This window comes from Natronococcus roseus (assembly GCF_043677095.1).
Classification (GTDB): Archaea; Halobacteriota; Halobacteria; order Halobacteriales; family Natrialbaceae; genus Natronococcus; species Natronococcus roseus.
Genome location: NZ_JBHLJR010000001.1, coordinates 183,709 through 199,827, shown reverse-complemented (window position 1 = coordinate 199,827; position 16,119 = coordinate 183,709). Strand labels below are relative to the sequence as shown.

Here is a 16,119-nt window from a genome sequence, read left to right as displayed (position 1 = left end):
ATTTAAGGCCATCGTCTTTCCCCGAGCTCGACCTCGAGAACCGTTCTCTCGGTCCGGATCGCTTTTCGTGCTGGCCCCGAAACGCCGGGTATGGACGAACGCGCCGCACTGGCGCTGTTGGAGGGGGAACTCGACCCGGTCGGCGACGATGCGGCCGTCGTCGACGGGCTGGTCGTGACGACCGACATGCTCCACGAGCGGACGGACTTTCCGCCGGGGACGAGCCGCTACACGGCCGGCTGGCGGTCCGTCGGCGCCTCGCTGTCCGACGTCGCGGCGATGGGAGCCGATGCGACGGCCGCAGTCGCCGCCTACGCGGCTCCGGAGTTCGTCGAGGACGAACTGCTTGCGTTCGTCCAGGGCGCACGCGACGTCTGCGAGCTCGTCGACGGCGAGTACGTCGGCGGTGACCTCGACGGCCACGAGGAGTTTACCGTCGCGACGACGGCGATCGGTCGGACCGACGACCCGGTTCCGCGCAGCGGCGCCCGACCCGGCGACGTCGTCTGCGTCACCGGCACTCTCGGACGGAGCGCAGCCGCTCTCGAGCTATTTCGACGCGGCGAGCGCGGGGACGACGCCGACGCCCGCGAGCGTGCGAACGAGCTGTTCCGGTTCGAGCCGCGGATCGCGGCCGGACGGGCGCTCGCCCCGCACGCGACGGCGATGATGGACTCGAGTGACGGCCTCGCGCGGTCGCTCCACCAGCTCGCGGAGGCGAGCAACTGCGGGTTCGCGATCGACGGCGAGGCGATTCCGGTCGACGACGTCGTTCGGTCGGTTTCCGAGACCGACCGGGAGGCCCTCGAGCGCGCAACGACGTTCGGCGAGGACTTCGAACTCGTCGCGACGGTACCAGAGACGGCATTCGAGGCCGTTCGCAACGCGGTCGACGTTCCACTCTCGAGAATCGGGGCCGTTCTCGAGAGCGACGACGGAATCAGCCTCGACGGGGAGTCGCTCGCGGATCGAGGCTACACCCACGGCGAGGGTTGATCACTGGACGATGGCGATCGGAACCGGCATGAAACACAGCAGGCCGAGCCCGAAGGTGACGACGCCGAGCAGGAACCGACCGGCTCCGAGCCGTTCGTCCTGGACCGGACGCGCCGGGCCGACCGAGGCCAGCACCGCGGTGAAGATCCCCCAGAACACCCAGATGAACACCGAGTTGCCGCTGTAGCCGCTCACGTAGTAGAGGTACGCCGCGAGTCCGAACAGCGCGCCGGGAACTAGCGCCGCGATCGTCTCCTGGAGGTTCCCGGCCATTGCTCGGAGGATATGACCGCCATCGAGCTGGCCAACCGGGATGAGATTCAGGAAGGTGACGAACATCCCGACCCAGCCGCCGATGACGACCGGGTTTACCGCTGTCGCCGGATCATCCTGGTAGAGCGGTTGATCGAAGAGGGCAGCGAGCCACTCGAGCAACAGCGGGTAGCCGAGGTCGATCTGGATCGCGTTCGGGTCCGCGACGACATCCTCGGGCGCGGTGACGGGGGGCATGTGGAGTCCGACGATCGTGATGACGACCGTCGCGATCAGTCCCGCGAGCGGGCCGGCGACGCCGATGTCGAACAGCGCCTTGCGGTCGGGCATTCGGCCCTTCATCTTGATCACGGCGCCCATCGTCCCGATCAGCGTCGGCACCGGGATGAAGTAGGGCAGGGAGGCGTCGACCCCGTGGTAGCGACTCAGCACGTAGTGGCCCATCTCGTGAACGCCGAGAACGCCCAGGATCGCGACCATGAACGGCCAGGCCTCCCACATCGCCAGCGGATTCGCGAACGGATCGATATGATACCACATCGAGCCGGCGAACAGCGTCGAGACGACGGTTGCGAGTAACAGAAAAACGTTCGTCCAGGGGACCCCGTCGATCCCGATAGACCGGGGCTCGGCGACGAGGGCGTACTCGCCGTGGCGCCGCGTCAGCTCGACGTCGTACCCCGCCTCGCGAAACACCGGCCACAGCTCCTGCATCAGTGGTTCGGGGGCGACCAGCGGATCGCCGTAGTAGACGAGCTGGTCGTCCTCCCGTCGGGTTTCGTAAACCGCAAACACCGACTCGACGCGCTCGAGCGGCGGTCCGTCCTCCGGGAACGGGTTCCCGTCGCTCGCCGCCCCGTAGTCGGACGAATCGACGTCGTCCATCGTCCGAAGTCAGCGGTTGCTCGTATAAATCGCCTTCCCTAAGCTGCGGCGATCGCTCTCGAAGAAGTGAGTGAGCCCGCGTGCCGAGACAGTCAGTCGGACGCGGGCGAGACCGCAACCGTTTGATCAGGGGGGAGACCGCGCCGGATGGCGTCCGTGGCGCGCCGGCGCGGGTGAGCGTCGTTCGTTGTGTGGACGACAGCTCAGGCGGACTGCACGCGCCAGGTCGTCGCGCTCGTGTACGACCACTTCTCGACCTCGAGGTCGCCGTCCGAATCCGAGAGTTTGACCATCAGCGCGCCGATCTCCTTCGGGGACATGCCGACGTCGTCAGAGATGAACTTCCCCTTGAAGTACAGCTCGCCGTCTTCGACCTGTTCGCGCAGGTAGTTCTTTAGCCGCCGTTCTTTGCTTTCCGTGGAGGATTGGGCTGTCGTGCTCATCGACAACACTCTCTTGCAGCCAGTATATGTTATAAAGTAAGGACGTTTAGCGAGTTTTTGGTTGCATTCAGCGTACAGTCGAATAATAGGTTCTTTATCGCCGTCGTCGAGACGTTTCACGACGGCACGAGACGTCTTTAGATATTTTATACTCCACCCTAACGTATTATTCATTTCTAAAACACGGAATTATACAAGATGTCAATTTAATATACTGTTTCAGTAGAGCTTGCAGTGTCATTCCGGTCAACGATGATCGGAGATTATACTTGCTATGGCAAGCCAGAAAACGACCCCCTCTCCCTACTCGAGCCCAAACTCGAGAATCCGCCGGAACGAGGGCTATGACTGCTCGTGAACCCAGAATTCGTCCTCGACGGTGACTTCTTTCTTGAACAGCGGCACCTCGTCCTTGAGTCGGTTGATCCCGTCCTCGACCGTTCGAAACGCCTCCCCGCGGTGGCCCGCGAGGACGACGACGAAGACGATGTCCTCGCCGTCGGCGACGACGCCGGTTCGGTGGTAGAGTTCGACGTCCAGTACCCCCTCCCGGGACTCGAGGTCCGTCTCGAGGGCGGCCATCCGCTCCTCGGCGACGCCTTCGTACTTCTCGAACTCGAGGTACTCGGTTCGGGCGTCGTCGTCGTCGTCTTTCGCACGAACCCGTCCGGTGAACGTCGCGATCGCACCCGCCCGGTTGGCCCGCGGGGAACGCTTGACCCGCGCTACCAGTGACTCGAGGGTCTCGTATGACTCTTCGGCCTCGAGGGCCTCGACGAGGGCGTCCTCCTCGAGGTCGCCGGGGCCGGAGACGGTCGCGAGGACGTGCTCGACGTCGTCGGACGGCTCTCCGACGACGAGCGTCGGGTGCCGGAGCCGAGGGACGCCGACGACGACGGCGTACTCGCAGTCGGTCGAGAGCGCCGCCAGCGCGTCCGCGACCGACATTCCCGTTCCCGAGGCGGTCCAGTCGCCATCGGCCCCGAGCGCGTAGGTGACGTCGCCGCCTATCGTCAGTGATTCCTGCGTGCCGTCGGCGATCGTCGCGTCGTACCGAACGACGCCGACGCGTCCCTCCCTGGAGAGCCGGTCGACGACCCGGTCGACGACGCGCTCGAGTCGGTCCTCGCTCGTCCCGCGGTTCAGACAGCCGAGTACGTACATGTCGGAGGATTGGTTCGGTTGCGGTTTGTAGCTGTCGACGGGTGGCGATCTTTGTCCCTGCGACCCGTAGTCGAGCGCATGGCCACTCGGATCGGCTTCACCGGCGACGTCATGCTCGGCCGCGTCGTCGACGACCGCCAGCGGCGACGTCCCGTCGACGCGGTGTGGGGGACCGTCCTCGAGCGGCTTCGCGAACTCGACGGGCTGGTGATCAACCTCGAGTGCGTCCTTTCGACGCGAGGGCGACAGTGGCGACGCACGCACCGCCCGTTTCACTTCCGCGCGGATCCCGACTGGGCCGTGCCCGCCCTCGAGCGAGCCGGGGTCGACGTCTGCGCGCTGGCGAACAACCACGTCCTCGACTACGAAGAGGCCGCGCTGCGGGACACTCTGAAGCACCTGGACGAGTCCGGGATCGCTCGAACGGGCGCAGGTGAGACCCTCGAGGAGGCGCTCGAGCCTGCCGTCGTCTCGATCGGGGGGCTCACGGTCGCGGTCGTCGCCCTCACCGATAACACGCCCGAGTACGCGGCCGACGACGCCTCGCCGGGAACCGCCCGGATCGAGATCGACCGCGAGGACGAGGAGACGAAACGCCGCGTTCGCGAGGCGCTCGAGCGCGCCCGCGGGGCCGACCCCGACCTGCTGGTCGCCTCCCTGCACTGGGGGCCAAACATGGTCGAGGAGCCCCCTGCGCCGTTCCGGAAGTTCGGCCGCTGGCTAGTCGAGGCGGGCGCCGACGTCGTCCACGGCCACAGCGCCCACGTCTTCCAGGGAGTCGAGATCCACGAGGGACGGCCGATCCTCTACGATACGGGCGACTTCGTCGACGACTACGCGGTCGACTCGCGGCTGCGAAACGACCGGAGCTTCCTGTTCGTCCTCGCCGTCTCCGAGGCGGGGGTGCCGACCGAACTCCGACTGTATCCGACCGAGATCGACGACTGTGCGGTCCACGAAGCGAGTCCCGACGCCGCCGACTGGTCCCGCGAGCGAATGCACGAGCTGTCGGCTCCGTTCGGAACCGCCTTCCAGCGCGACGGCGCAGCGATGGTCCTGTCGCTCGAGGACTGATTGGCGGCTCGCGGGGCGGTCCGCCGGTCGTCACGGGAGGGTGTCACAGCCGCCGCGGAGTTGGCAATCCTTAAGATAGCGACCCCGCTACACCGCGTTAGGATGAAAGTGGTCGTTTCTATCGGCGGGAGTGTCCTCGTCCCCGAGCCCGGGGCCGATCGGGTGTCCGAACACGCCGCGGTCATCGAGGACCTGGTCGCGGACGGCTGCCGGGTGGGGACCGTCGTCGGGGGCGGCGGCGTCGCCCGCGAGTACATCGGCGCCGCCCGCGAGCTGGGGGCCAACGAGATCGAACTCGATAAGCTGGGGATCGACGTCACCCGGCTCAACGCACGCCTGCTCATCGCCGCGCTCGGCGAGGACGCCGTCACCGCACCGGCGGAGGACTACGAAGCGGCCGGCGACGCGCTTCGCCGCGGCGACGTCTCGGTCATGGGCGGGGTCGCACCCGCACAGACGACCGACGCCGTCGGCGCCGCCCTCGCGGAGTACGTCGACGCCGACCTGCTCGTCTACGCGACCAGCGTCCCCGGCGTCTACAGCGACGACCCCAACGAGGTCGACGACGCGACGAAGTACGACACCCTCTCCGCGGCGGACCTCGTCGACGTCATCGCCGGCCTCGAGATGAACGCCGGCGCCTCCGCACCGGTCGACTTGCTGGCGGCGAAGATCATCGAGCGATCCGGAATGCGAACGATCGTCCTCGACGGAACCGACCCCGACCGCATCGCCCGCGCGGTCCGCCACGGCGACCACGAGGGAACCGACGTCGTTCCCGACGGCGTCGGCGAGGAGCCGACCTACTGGGCGAGCAACGAACGATGAGTGCAAACGACGACGAAACGACCGACGACGGCGAGCCGGACGCCGAGAGCCCCTACACCCTCCAGCGCGAGGACGGCGACGGCGCTCGTCACGTCTTCTGGGCCGACACGGTTGCCGACCGGGTCGAGGAGCGGGATCCCGACGAGCCGATCGTGATCAAGGGCGGGATCTCTCCCTCCGGCGTCCCGCACCTGGGTAACGTCAACGAGGTGATGCGAGGCTACTACGTCGCCGAGGTGCTCCGCGAGCGCGGTCACGAGGTCCAACAGGTGTTTACCGCCGACGACCGCGACCCGCTTCGGAAGCTCCCGCGAACGCTGTGTGATCTCGAGGGAAATCTCGTCGATCTTGGCGAGGTCGACGCGGGCGCACTCGGGCGGAACCTCGGCTCGCCGTACACCGACATTCCGGACCCGTTCGGCTGCTGTGACTCCTACGGCGCGCACTTCTCGGGGATTATCCAGGACAGCGCCGATGCGATGGACGTCCCGATCGACCTGGTCTCGACGACCGAGCTCTACACCGACGGCGAGTTCGACGACGTCACCCGTCACGTCCTGGCCAACCGAGAGCGGGCCCGCGAGGTGCTCTCACAGTACCAGGACAAGGTCGACGAGGACTACGTCCCGTTCAATCCGATCTGTGAGGAGTGTGGCAAGGTCACCGAGACGGTGACGGGCGTCGATCTAGAGAGCGACCCCGTGACCGTCGACTACCGCTGTACCGACATGGACGCCGGCGACCGGACTATCGACGGCTGCGGCCACGAGGGAACGGCCACGATCCGCGAGGGAAAGATGCCCTGGCGCTTCGAGTGGCCCGGCCAGTGGCAGGCGCTGGGCGTCGACTTCGAGCCGTTCGGCAAGGACCACGCCGAGGGATCGTGGCCCAGCGGCCAGGACGTCGCGCGGAACGTCCTCGAGATCGAACCACCGGTGCCGATGGTCTACGAGTGGTTCACCCTCGAGGGCGAACCGTTCTCCTCCTCGGAGGGCAACGTCATCCTCGTCTCGGACGTCCTCGAGCTACTCGAGCCCGAGGTGTTGCGGTACTTCTTCGCGAAGGATCCCTCGAAGGCCCGGGACTTCAGCATCGAGCGCCTCGACCAGCTCGTCGACGAGTTCGACCGCTTCGAGGCAACGTACTTTGACGAGGTCGACGCCGGCGAGGACGAGCAGGCGTTCGCCGAACGGGTCTATCCCCTCGTCGTGGAAGAACCGCGAGAGGAGCGGATTCGCCTGCCCTACACCTTTGCCGCGGTGCTCGGCATGTTCGACGACCCCGAGCTGCGCGAGGAGGTCGCCCGCAAGGAGGGCCACATCCCCGAGGACGCCCCCGAGTGGGCCGTCGAAGGCGCCCTGGAGCGCGTCGAGCAGGCCCGCAACTGGGCGCGTCGGACCGAAAACGAGTTCGACTACGAGCTCAAGCGCAGCGCGATTCCGGACCACGAGTTCGATGCGGCGACCGAGGACGCCCTCGAGGAGCTCGCCGACTTCGTCGCGGCGGGCCACGGGCCCGACGAGATCCAGGGCGAAATCTACGAGACGGCGAAGCGCCACGACGTCGATATCGGCGACTTCTTTGGCGCCGGCTACCGGCTCTTTTTCGACGAGAAACAGGGACCGAAGCTCGGCCCATTCCTCGAGAAGGTCGACCGGGAGTTCGTCGTCGCGCGACTCCGTCGGGATCGCTAACAGGTTCTCTGCCGTCGCCCGGCGGGCTCCGGCCAACACAAACCATTTGAGAGCCCCACCCCGAACTACGGTAGATGCAACACGGCGCTCCAGCTTTCGTCTCGGTTCCGGAGCTCTTCGGTTCGACGACGCTGACGTGGGTAGTTATCGGCCTTCTCGCCTACTGGTTCCTGATCCTCTCGCTTCGCAACGCCGGACTGTTGCCCAGCTACGTCGGGACGCAGGGACCGATCACGACGTTTCACACCAAGCGCGGCCGGAAGTTCCTGGACTGGCTTTCCGGACCGAAGCGGTTCTGGCGAGCGTGGGCCAACGTCGGAATCGGCATCGCGATCGTCGTCATGGTCGCGATGTTCGCCTTCCTCCTGTTCGCGGCGATCGCCGCGCTATCGGCACCCCAACCAACGTCGTCGGTCCAGCAGCCCCGCAACGTACTGATCATCCCCGGCGTCAACGACTTTCTCCCCCTCTCCGCGACGCCCGGTATCGTCTTCGGACTGCTCGTCGGTCTGGTCGTCCACGAGGGCGGTCACGGCCTACTCTGTCGCGTCGAGGACATCGACATCAACTCGATGGGCGTCGCGATGCTCGCGGTTCTCCCGATCGGGGCCTTCGTCGAACCCGACCAGGAGAGCAGCAAGAAGGCCGATCGCGGGGCCCAGACCCGGATGTTCGCCGCCGGCGTCACCAACAACTTCGCGATCACGATCGTCGCGTTCGCCCTGCTTTTCGGACCCGTCGTCGGTTCGATCGCCGTCGCTCCCGGTGCCGCCGTCGGCGGGGTCGCCCCCGGCTCGCCAGCCGCCGACGCCGGCCTCGAACCCAACGACCGCATCACCGCGATCAACGGCGAGGAGATCGAAGACAACGATCACTTCCTCGAGCTGCTCGAGACCGCCGACGGCGAGACCGTCGAACTCGAGCGCAACGACGAGGAGACCGTGACCGTCCAGCGATCGCTGGTCGTGACCGCGGCCATCGACGGGAACCCGGCCGGCGTCGACACCGGGGAATCGGTGTTCGCGGTCGACGGCGAACCGGTCGCGACCGAGGACGAACTGCTCGAGGCAGCCGGCGACGACGAGATCGTCACGCTGACCGTCGGCGAGGACGGCGACACCGACGAACGGGAGGTCCCGATCGGCGCGGCCGTTACGATCGTCGAGGACGGACCGCTCGCCGACGCCGGCGCTCCCGCCGGAGAACAGATGGTTATCACCGAACTCGACGGTGATCGCACCCAGTCCGCGTCGGTGCTCCAGGACAGACTCGGCGAGACCGATCCCGACGACGAGGTCACGATCGCGGGCTACCTCGACGGCGAGCGCGTCGAGTACGAGATTACCCTCGGCGACCGAAGCCAGGTCACCGGCGGCGGAACCGCTGGCTACCAGCCGGTCGAGGGCGTCTCCGGCATCTCGGCCGAGGCGCTCGGCGTCCAGCACTACCCCGCCGAGGCGTACCTCTCCGTCCTCGGTGGCGACGGCGACGAGCAGGTCAGCCCGCTCGTCGACTCGTTCCTCGGGAAGATCGGCTTCGCGCTGTTCCTCCCGCTGGCGGGCTTTCTCGACGTCCTGCCGTTCAACTTCGCGGGCTTCACCGGTGGGGTCGAGAACTTCTATCAGGTCGAGGGCTCGCTCTCCATACTCGGTGACTGGACGGTGTTCGTCATCGCCAACCTGCTGTTCTGGACCGGCTGGATCAACGTTCAGCTCGGCTTCTTCAACTGCATCCCGGCGTTCCCGCTCGACGGGGGTCACATCCTCCGGACCAGCACGGAGGCGGTTATGTCGCGGCTGCCGATCGACGCCACCCGCGGGATGGTCAGGATGGTGACGACGACGGTCGGGCTGGCGATGCTCGCCAGCTTCGTGTTGATGCTGTTCGGGCCGCAGCTGTTGAACTGAGCGGTCGATTCGATCGTCGGCTGGCGTCGTTCATCGACGGGCCCCCGCTCGAGCGCGACCGCGTTCGAACCGGTTTCGACAGCCCGTGCGGTGCCTCTCAGTGTCGATCGGATTCGCGTGAAGCGAGTCAAAGGAAACGTCGCGCCCTCGAGGGCGACGGAACGGCTACTCCTCGTCGATCCCGTGGCGCTCGTAGAACTCCTCGGGCGTGTCCTTGATGCGCTCGAAGTCGGCGTCGAAGTAGTGTTCGTGGTGGCGAACGACCTGTTCGACGATCCAGGCGCTGAACTCCTCGTTGAAGCGCCACTCTCCCTCCATCTCGGGTATCTCGAAGCGCTCGTCCGTCGAAAACGCCGCGTAGACGTGGAAGAACCCGAGGATGACGTCGGCGAAGTCTCGAGCCTTCTCGGCGCCGCTCTCCCGGCGGTCGGCGAGCTCCTCGCGTCCGTCGTCGGTCAGCTCGAAGTACTTCCGGTCGGGCTCGTCCTCGCGTTCGATCCGTTCAGCCCACCCCTTCTCCTCGAACTTGTAGAGGATGGGGTAGACCGAGCCGTAGGACGGTTCCCAGTGGCCGCCGCTGATGTCGCGGATCTCCTTGAGAATCTCGTAGCCGTAGCGGGGTTTCTCCTCGAGTAACTCGAGGACGAGATACGCGATCACTCCCTTCGGCGGGCCACTCTTCCGCATGTGGCTCGAGGTTTTGAGGGATGTACGTAAAGGGTTTCGGTCACCCCCCGTTTACGGAGGGTCGAGGGGCGCGCGACCGATCGAGGGGTGACGGATCCGTCGACCGTCGTCGGCGATTCGAACCGCCCGGTGAGTTCTGGCGACCGGTGGAGGGACACCCTGTACCGAGTGTACCACGGAAGGGAGACACCTCGTACCGAGTGTAGTACGAGCTGATTCCGAGACGGCAGTGTGGATTGGTACACCTCGCACCGAGTGTACCGTGGAAGAAGACACCTCATACCGAGTGTAGTACGAGGTGATTCCAAGATGGCAGTGACGGTTGTCACGCTTCGTGCCGAGTGTACTATTGAGGATAGCTCGAAACGCGAGCCCCGTTGCTCATAACTGGGAATGATATAGAAAATATAACCATAGCTGGGAATCGTACTCGCGGCCCTCGTAGAGGGCGATATCCGGGTTTTCCTCGTCCTCGATAGCCTCGGGCTCGATCCCGATCCAGCCGTCGGTGTCGGCCTCGAACTCGAGCGTCGGGACGTCCGCCCACTCGTCCTTGTCGTCCTCCGGTGGATCGGGATCGTCCTCGTCGGCTTCGTCGGTGACCGTCTCGTCGCTCTCGTTTTGATCGCCCTCGCCGTCGCCCGTTCCTTCGGTGCAGCCGGCGGCGAGCGCGACTCCGGCGGTCGCGCCGACCGGCCGAAGCGTCGATCGGCGCGACCGTGAATCGGTTCGGTCGGTCGGCGGTCGTTCTCGAGGTACCTGAAGTGGCGGCAGACATTCGCGGGGGTTCGATAGTCGAACGGTAGCGCGAAACCCTGTCCTTCTTGACGGCGCCGGTCTAACCCGCGCGTATGGAACGACGACGACCGCCACAGACCGAAGAGGGCTGGTACGTGCTCCACGACTTCCGGTCGATCGACTGGGACGCCTGGCGGGACGCCCCCGAACGGCACCGCTCGAGCGCGCTCGAGGAGGGGGTCGACTACCTCTCGGCCGCCGAGGACGCCGTCGACGCCGAAGAGGGCGAGTCGGCGACGTTCGCGATGCTCGGCCACAAGGCCGATCTGCTGGTGCTCCACCTGCGGCCCACGCTTTCCGACATCGACGCGCTGGAGCGCGGGTTCGAACAGACCGCGCTCGCGGAGTACACCGAGCGCGCGGATTCGTACCTCTCGGTGACCGAGGTGTCGGGGTACATGTCCGAGGAGTTCTTCGAGGACGACGAGGAGGTCGAGGACACCGGGATGCGCCGGTATATCGAAACCCGGCTGAAGCCAACGATTCCGGACAGCGAGTTCGTCAGCTTCTACCCGATGGACAAACGCCGCGGCGACGCGGACAACTGGTACGACCTGCCGTTCGACGAGCGGGCCGACCACCTCTCGAGTCACGGCGAGATCGGCAAGGAGTACGCGGGCCGGGTCACCCAGATCATCTCCGGCAGCATCGGCCTGGACGACTTCGAGTGGGGCGTGACGCTGTTCGCCGACGATCCGACCGACGTCAAGGACCTGCTCTACGAGATGCGGTTCGACCCCTCGACGTCCCGGTTCGCGGAGTTCGGTCGGTTCCTCTCGGGGCGGCGGTTCCCGCCCGAGCAGTTAGGAGCGTTCCTGGCGGGCGAGCCGATTCCACAGGACGAGACCGAACACGGCCACCATCACGGCGAGTCCGCACACGGTGACCACCACGGCGACTCGAGCGGCCACCATCGCGGCGATTCCGACGGCCACCACGGCGGAGACGACGGGGACGACGACGAGTCGGTCCGCAGCGAACTCGAGGAGATGGGCGTCTACGCGGGTCAGCCCCACGGCGAGGACGTCCACGCCGTCGTGCTCTACTCGGCGGCCGACCCCGAGGAGCTGTACGAGGAGGTCGACGGCCTCCGGACGAACTTCGATCACTACGACACCCACGTCAAGACCGCCGTCTACGAGCCGAGCGAACTCGCCGACGAGGAGAGCGAAACCGCCGTCGTCAGCCTCTGGGAGACCGAGCGGGCGGCCAACACCGCCGCCGGGTTCCTCGCCGACCTCCCCGAGATCGTGCGGCAGGCGGGAGACGATAGGGCGCCTGCCGGTGCCGATGGCGAGCGGGGCGACGGCCCCGCGAGCGACGACTCCTGGGGGACGATGGGGATGTTCTACGCGGTCAAGCCCGAACATCGCGAGGACTTCGTCGACACCTTCGAGGACGCCGGCGCCCTGCTCGCGGACATGGAAGGCCACCGCAAGACCGACCTGCTGGCCAATCTCGAGGATGAGAACGACATGTTCATCGCCAGCCGCTGGGACTCCCGCGAGGACGCCATGCAGTTCTTCCGCAGCGACGCCTTCGCCGACGCCGTCGAGTTCGGCCGGGACGTCCTCGAGAAGCGACCGCGGCACGTCTTCCTGGCCTAGAAGGGATCCGACGGCCCGATTCCGTCGTAGAGGAGGTAGCCGGCGACCCCAGCGAGCCCGAGCACGAGCGTGAGGTAGGGCCACCTGCCGGCGTCGTGGTCGGTCAACGTGGCGTGTGCGACGATGACGACGGCGAAGCCGACGTTCGCGACCGCCATCGCGAGCAGGAACGAAACGGTTTCCATCGTTCGTAGGGTTCGGCGTCGGTCAGATAGCCGTTTCGGACCGTTATCCGCTGGTTCGGTTTCTCGAGAGCGGACGTCTTCGAGATCCACCGCGGGCAGTCGACGCTGCGAGCCGGCCGTCGGAGAAGGGATCCGATCGCCCGAACGAAAATCGGGGGCGGTTCTCGTCGATTCGATCGTCGGGAACGCGGTTCCGCCGCGTTCGGTGAGTACAGTTAGTCGAAGTCGTGATCCGGATCGTCCTCGACCGTCCGCTTCATCGAGTCGCGGCGGGACTTGGCGTCCCGGCCCGTCGCCTCGAGCAGGAAGTCGTTTTTCGCGTCGACGGCCTCGCCTGCGGCCTCGAGCTCGTCGGGGCCGAGTTCGGTCGGGTCGCGTTCGTGGAACTCGACGGCGAGCTTGTCCTTCTTGCCGGAGTATTCGACGGTGCCGACGACGATTTTCTCGAAGACGGGGTTGTCGGGTTCGGCGATCACGTACAGGTCGCTTCCCTTGAACTCCTGGGTGTCCGTAATCGGTCCGAAGTAGTCCTCGACAGTGGCCTCCATATCGGGAACTCGCTCCTCGAGATACTCACCGCGGCGCATCTTGTACTCCTTCATGAATTGGTGATACACGGGGGAGTGTTTACCTCTTTTCATAGCCGCTGTCGGGGTTCCCGCTCGAGTCGGGCGACAAACCCGAACGTCGCTCGAGTCGGGAACGACCTCACGATCGTGAGAAACTCAGGAAATAGAACGTGAACCGCGAAACCGGCGTCAGCGGTCGGGCTGTGCGCCGAGATATCCCATCTGACAGTCGGGACAGATGTCGCCGGTCCGAAGGGAGCTGCGTTCGGTGCCCGCGGTAAAGCCACAGCGGGGGCAGTGCAGTTTCGCCTGGCCGTCGCCGCCCGGGATCCCCCCTTCGTTGCCGGGCGTCGGCGCCTCGCTCGCTCGCTCGATGCCGCTCCCGGGTTCGGCACTGGGTTCCGCGTCGACCGTCGCCGCCCCCTCGCTTCTCGAAGCCGGCGGACCGCCTGCGGGCGAACTCCCCGGTCCTGACGGTTCGGGTCCCGTTTCAGGCTCGGTCTTGCCGTCGCTCGAGTTCGCCTCGATCATCTCGGCACCGGTGTCGAGCAAGATCGCGTCGTCCTCGAGCGGTTCGGACTCCCTGTCGGGCCAGTCGTCGGGCTCGTCGTCGCTCCCGCGCTCGACCGGTGGACCGACGTCGCTGGAGTCGGGCCACTCGCCGTACTCACGGTCGCGGGTCGTCGTGCTGTCGTCCTCGAGAATCTCGCCGTCGTCGGTGACCGGGTCGCCGTTCTCGTCGGTCGGGAGCTCGACTCCGGTGTCGGCGGCGTCGGTTTCGGTGGCGCTCGAACCCGTGGAGCCGAAGCTGGTGGCGTCGGTTTCGGCGAAGTCGCTCTCGGCGGCGTCGCCCTCGAGGGGTTCGATCCCGGGGGTTCCCTCCTCGGTTCCGGCCGGCGACGAGGGTTGTGGCGGCGCGGGCTCGCTCCCGGCGTCGTCGGCGTCGATGAACGTCGCGTCCGTTGCTCCCGGTTCGGCCGTGAATCCGCCGGTGTCGCCGCCGGGTTCGGCTGCCGGCGGCTCCGCCGATCGGGGTGTCGATTGCGGCTCGGGTTCGTCGGGTCGTGGGCCGGCATCCGCCATCGAGATGCTCCGCACTTCGGTGTTCTCGCTGACGACGTGTTTGTCGCCACAGCGAGCACACTCCTCGTACTCCCGGACGGTGACGACGACCTCACTCCCCCGCTCTTCGCGCTCGCGTTCGACGTCGGCGTCTCCGTAGTCGTGACCGAGCAGCGAACATCGCAGGACCATTGTCTCACCGTATCGAGTCAGGCCATAAAAAACGTACTGCATGGGCGCTGTCGCGGCGCTGTCGGTCCCGCCTGTCGATCGCTCGAGGACGGTAGCCGAACGACAAACGTCAAATCCCGGGTCGACGAATAGACCGACGGATGAGAGCAAAGCGGGAGTACCGGGACCGAGCGGAGACCGAGGTGGCGGTACTCGACGCGCTCGTCGACCGGGCCGACGACGGGATGACCGTCTTCGAACTCCGCGCGGAGGCCGGAGTCGACATCGACGAACTCGAGGAGGCGCTCGCGACGCTCAAAGAAGACGGGTTGATCGACGTCGACGCGGGGGCCAGCGAGACGGTGATCAAGCCCGACGAGCGCGTTGTTCCGGAGATACCGACCGACGACGCCGACGAGCAGTCGATCGGCGACTGGCTCCGCGAACGGATGCCCTTCTGAATCGAAACGCCTGTGGGTGCCTGTCCCCTCTCGGTATCCATGAGCGTTATCGAGGCCATCCACACGGATCTCGGAGCCACGTTCGGCGATCGCACCGGCCGAACGGTCGTCGAACACTACGGCCGTCCCGAGCGGGCCCACCGCGCGGTCAGAAACGGCGTCGGTCTGTTCGAGGCCGCCTACGGCGTCGTCGTCGTCGAGGGCGACGATCGAGTCGAGTACGTCGACAACGTCGTCTCGAATCGCGTTCCGGGCGAGGACGGGCAGGGCTGTTACGCGCTCGTCCTCGGCCCGCAGGGCCGCATCGAGATCGAACTCTACGTCTACAACGCCGGCGAGCGGCTGCTCCTCTTTACCCCGCCCGCCCACGCCGACGACCTCGCCGAGGAGTGGGCCGAGAAGGTCTTTATCCAGGACGTCGAGATCCGGGTCGCGACCGACGACTACGCCGTCTTCGGCGTCCACGGCCCCCACGCGACCGAGAAGATCGCGAGCGTGCTCAACGGCGCCGCCTCGCCCGACGAACGGTACTCGTTCGTCCGCGGGACGATGGGTGACGACGGCGTCACGGTCGTCCGCACCGACGCGCTCACCGGCGAGGAGAGCTACGAGGTGATCTGTACCGTCGACGCCGCCGAGGACGTCTACGACGTCCTCCTGAACCAGGGGCTCAACGCCGCCCCGTTCGGCTACCGGACCTGGGACAGCCTCTCGCTCGAGGCCGGCTCGCCGCTGTTCGAGAGTGAACTCGAGGGGCAGATCCCGAACGTGCTCGGCCTGCGAAACGCCTTGGACTTCGAGAAGGGCTGTTACGTCGGCCAGGAGGTCGTCTCCCGGGTCGAGAACCGCGGCCAGCCCAGCAAGCGCCTCATCGGGCTGACCCTCGAGGGTGAGGCCGTTCCCGACGCCGGCGCCGCGGTCTTCGACGGCGACTCGTCGGTCGGCGAGGTGACCCGAGCGGATACGAGCCCGCTACTCGAAGAGCCGATCGCGCTCGCGGTCGTCGAGTTCGGCCTCGAGGCCGACGAACTAACGGTCCGCGTCGGCGGCGAGGAGATCCCGGCTGCGCGCACCGAGTTGCCGTTCGTCGACGGCTCGGACCGCTCTGACCGGTTGCCGGAGTACCAGTAGCGGTCGTTTTTGGCCCGTGTTGGTCGCAGTTTCGGTCATCCGCATTGCGGTGGCGCGCGCTGTCGGGGAGGCGCGACCGAAGGGAGCGCATCGAAAGAGCAAACGGGGAACGGAGTGACCCGTGAGCAGACTGAGCAAGCGTAGCGAGGGAAGTCGATGAAACCGTGCGAGGGATGAACGAAGG

Annotated in this window: 16 protein-coding genes; 8 read left to right on the top strand and 8 right to left on the bottom strand. The window is 66.4% G+C overall.

Going from position 1 to position 16,119, the window contains the following annotated elements; genetic code table 11:
- Positions 1-90 precede the first annotated feature (90 nt).
- On the top strand, positions 91-996 hold the full coding sequence (gene thiL / locus ACFEMD_RS01090) for a thiamine-phosphate kinase (protein WP_394739035.1): 906 nt from the start codon (positions 91-93) through the stop codon (positions 994-996).
- Here the strand turns inward: thiL and ACFEMD_RS01085 are convergent, their stop codons facing one another.
- The 3 genes from ACFEMD_RS01085 to ACFEMD_RS01075 all read right to left on the bottom strand — a co-directional run bounded on the left by ACFEMD_RS01085 (position 997) and on the right by ACFEMD_RS01075 (position 3,761).
- Positions 997-2,154, bottom strand: coding sequence for a site-2 protease family protein (locus ACFEMD_RS01085; RefSeq protein WP_394739034.1), 1,158 nt, complete (start codon positions 2,152-2,154; stop codon positions 997-999).
- Positions 2,155-2,357: 203 nt separating this feature from the next.
- The gene (locus ACFEMD_RS01080) at positions 2,358-2,603 is read right to left on the bottom strand and encodes a DUF7123 family protein (protein WP_278303399.1); all 246 of its coding nucleotides are present in this window, start codon (positions 2,601-2,603) and stop codon (positions 2,358-2,360) included.
- A gap of 336 nt (positions 2,604-2,939) precedes the next feature.
- Positions 2,940-3,761 (bottom strand): molybdopterin synthase, encoded by an 822-nt coding sequence (locus ACFEMD_RS01075; RefSeq protein ID WP_394739033.1) that lies wholly within the window; start codon positions 3,759-3,761, stop codon positions 2,940-2,942.
- Between the two features lie 78 nt (positions 3,762-3,839).
- Between ACFEMD_RS01075 and ACFEMD_RS01070 the strand changes: the two genes are divergently transcribed.
- The 4 genes from ACFEMD_RS01070 to ACFEMD_RS01055 all read left to right on the top strand — a co-directional run bounded on the left by ACFEMD_RS01070 (position 3,840) and on the right by ACFEMD_RS01055 (position 9,264).
- Positions 3,840-4,835 (top strand): CapA family protein, encoded by a 996-nt coding sequence (locus ACFEMD_RS01070; RefSeq protein WP_394739032.1) that lies wholly within the window; start codon positions 3,840-3,842, stop codon positions 4,833-4,835.
- 102 nt (positions 4,836-4,937) lie between these two features.
- Positions 4,938-5,663, top strand: a complete 726-nt coding sequence (gene pyrH, locus ACFEMD_RS01065) for a UMP kinase (RefSeq protein WP_394739031.1) — start codon at positions 4,938-4,940, stop codon at positions 5,661-5,663.
- Entirely contained in the window at positions 5,660-7,357 is a 1,698-nt protein-coding gene (gene lysS / locus ACFEMD_RS01060) for a lysine--tRNA ligase (protein WP_394739030.1), read from the top strand. The genes pyrH and lysS overlap by 4 nt, the downstream gene beginning before the upstream one ends.
- A gap of 74 nt (positions 7,358-7,431) precedes the next feature.
- On the top strand, positions 7,432-9,264 hold the full coding sequence (locus ACFEMD_RS01055; RefSeq protein WP_394739029.1) for a site-2 protease family protein: 1,833 nt from the start codon (positions 7,432-7,434) through the stop codon (positions 9,262-9,264).
- Between the two features lie 165 nt (positions 9,265-9,429).
- Here ACFEMD_RS01055 and ACFEMD_RS01050 read toward each other — a convergent pair whose 3' ends face one another.
- Both ACFEMD_RS01050 and ACFEMD_RS01045 read right to left on the bottom strand, forming a co-directional pair.
- Positions 9,430-9,951: a PadR family transcriptional regulator gene (locus ACFEMD_RS01050; protein ID WP_394739028.1), complete on the bottom strand. Its 522-nt coding sequence runs from the start codon at positions 9,949-9,951 to the stop codon at positions 9,430-9,432.
- Between the two features lie 381 nt (positions 9,952-10,332).
- The gene (locus tag ACFEMD_RS01045) at positions 10,333-10,824 is read right to left on the bottom strand and encodes a hypothetical protein (protein WP_394739027.1); all 492 of its coding nucleotides are present in this window, start codon (positions 10,822-10,824) and stop codon (positions 10,333-10,335) included.
- Here ACFEMD_RS01045 and ACFEMD_RS01040 point away from each other — a divergent pair.
- Positions 10,803-12,356, top strand: a complete 1,554-nt coding sequence (locus tag ACFEMD_RS01040) for a heme-binding protein (protein ID WP_394739026.1) — start codon at positions 10,803-10,805, stop codon at positions 12,354-12,356. The two genes, ACFEMD_RS01045 and ACFEMD_RS01040, sit on opposite strands and share 22 nt — an antisense overlap.
- On the opposite strand, the gene ACFEMD_RS01035 is transcribed toward ACFEMD_RS01040, so the two are convergent.
- From ACFEMD_RS01035 to ACFEMD_RS01025, 3 genes are all read right to left on the bottom strand, one after another.
- On the bottom strand, positions 12,353-12,541 hold the full coding sequence (locus tag ACFEMD_RS01035; protein ID WP_394739025.1) for a hypothetical protein: 189 nt from the start codon (positions 12,539-12,541) through the stop codon (positions 12,353-12,355). The two genes, ACFEMD_RS01040 and ACFEMD_RS01035, sit on opposite strands and share 4 nt — an antisense overlap.
- Positions 12,542-12,756: 215 nt before the next feature.
- A complete protein-coding gene (locus tag ACFEMD_RS01030; RefSeq protein WP_394739024.1) occupies positions 12,757-13,143 on the bottom strand; it encodes a DUF5611 family protein in 387 nt (128 codons plus the stop codon).
- A gap of 156 nt (positions 13,144-13,299) precedes the next feature.
- Complete coding sequence (locus ACFEMD_RS01025; RefSeq protein WP_394739023.1) at positions 13,300-14,364, bottom strand: DUF7093 family protein; 1,065 nt, start codon at positions 14,362-14,364, stop codon at positions 13,300-13,302.
- Between the two features lie 140 nt (positions 14,365-14,504).
- Here ACFEMD_RS01025 and ACFEMD_RS01020 point away from each other — a divergent pair, with 140 nt between their 5' ends.
- Both ACFEMD_RS01020 and ygfZ read left to right on the top strand, forming a co-directional pair.
- On the top strand, positions 14,505-14,804 hold the full coding sequence (locus ACFEMD_RS01020) for a DUF6432 family protein (RefSeq protein ID WP_394739022.1): 300 nt from the start codon (positions 14,505-14,507) through the stop codon (positions 14,802-14,804).
- Between the two features lie 39 nt (positions 14,805-14,843).
- The gene (gene ygfZ, locus ACFEMD_RS01015) at positions 14,844-15,935 is read left to right on the top strand and encodes a CAF17-like 4Fe-4S cluster assembly/insertion protein YgfZ (RefSeq protein ID WP_394739021.1); all 1,092 of its coding nucleotides are present in this window, start codon (positions 14,844-14,846) and stop codon (positions 15,933-15,935) included.
- Positions 15,936-16,119 lie beyond the last annotated feature (184 nt).

Coding starts and splice junctions, on each gene's coding strand:
- ACFEMD_RS01030 (WP_394739024.1), bottom strand. CDS start 13,143: ATGAAGGAGTACAAGATGCGCCGCGGTGAGTATCTCGAGGAGCGAGTT.
- ygfZ (WP_394739021.1), top strand. CDS start 14,844: ATGAGCGTTATCGAGGCCATCCACACGGATCTCGGAGCCACGTTCGGC.
- ACFEMD_RS01070 (WP_394739032.1), top strand. CDS start 3,840: ATGGCCACTCGGATCGGCTTCACCGGCGACGTCATGCTCGGCCGCGTC.
- ACFEMD_RS01085 (WP_394739034.1), bottom strand. CDS start 2,154: ATGGACGACGTCGATTCGTCCGACTACGGGGCGGCGAGCGACGGGAAC.
- ACFEMD_RS01050 (WP_394739028.1), bottom strand. CDS start 9,951: ATGCGGAAGAGTGGCCCGCCGAAGGGAGTGATCGCGTATCTCGTCCTC.
- thiL (WP_394739035.1), top strand. CDS start 91: ATGGACGAACGCGCCGCACTGGCGCTGTTGGAGGGGGAACTCGACCCG.
- ACFEMD_RS01020 (WP_394739022.1), top strand. CDS start 14,505: ATGAGAGCAAAGCGGGAGTACCGGGACCGAGCGGAGACCGAGGTGGCG.
- ACFEMD_RS01040 (WP_394739026.1), top strand. CDS start 10,803: ATGGAACGACGACGACCGCCACAGACCGAAGAGGGCTGGTACGTGCTC.
- ACFEMD_RS01035 (WP_394739025.1), bottom strand. CDS start 12,541: ATGGAAACCGTTTCGTTCCTGCTCGCGATGGCGGTCGCGAACGTCGGC.
- ACFEMD_RS01075 (WP_394739033.1), bottom strand. CDS start 3,761: ATGTACGTACTCGGCTGTCTGAACCGCGGGACGAGCGAGGACCGACTC.
- ACFEMD_RS01025 (WP_394739023.1), bottom strand. CDS start 14,364: ATGGTCCTGCGATGTTCGCTGCTCGGTCACGACTACGGAGACGCCGAC.
- pyrH (WP_394739031.1), top strand. CDS start 4,938: ATGAAAGTGGTCGTTTCTATCGGCGGGAGTGTCCTCGTCCCCGAGCCC.
- ACFEMD_RS01055 (WP_394739029.1), top strand. CDS start 7,432: ATGCAACACGGCGCTCCAGCTTTCGTCTCGGTTCCGGAGCTCTTCGGT.
- lysS (WP_394739030.1), top strand. CDS start 5,660: ATGAGTGCAAACGACGACGAAACGACCGACGACGGCGAGCCGGACGCC.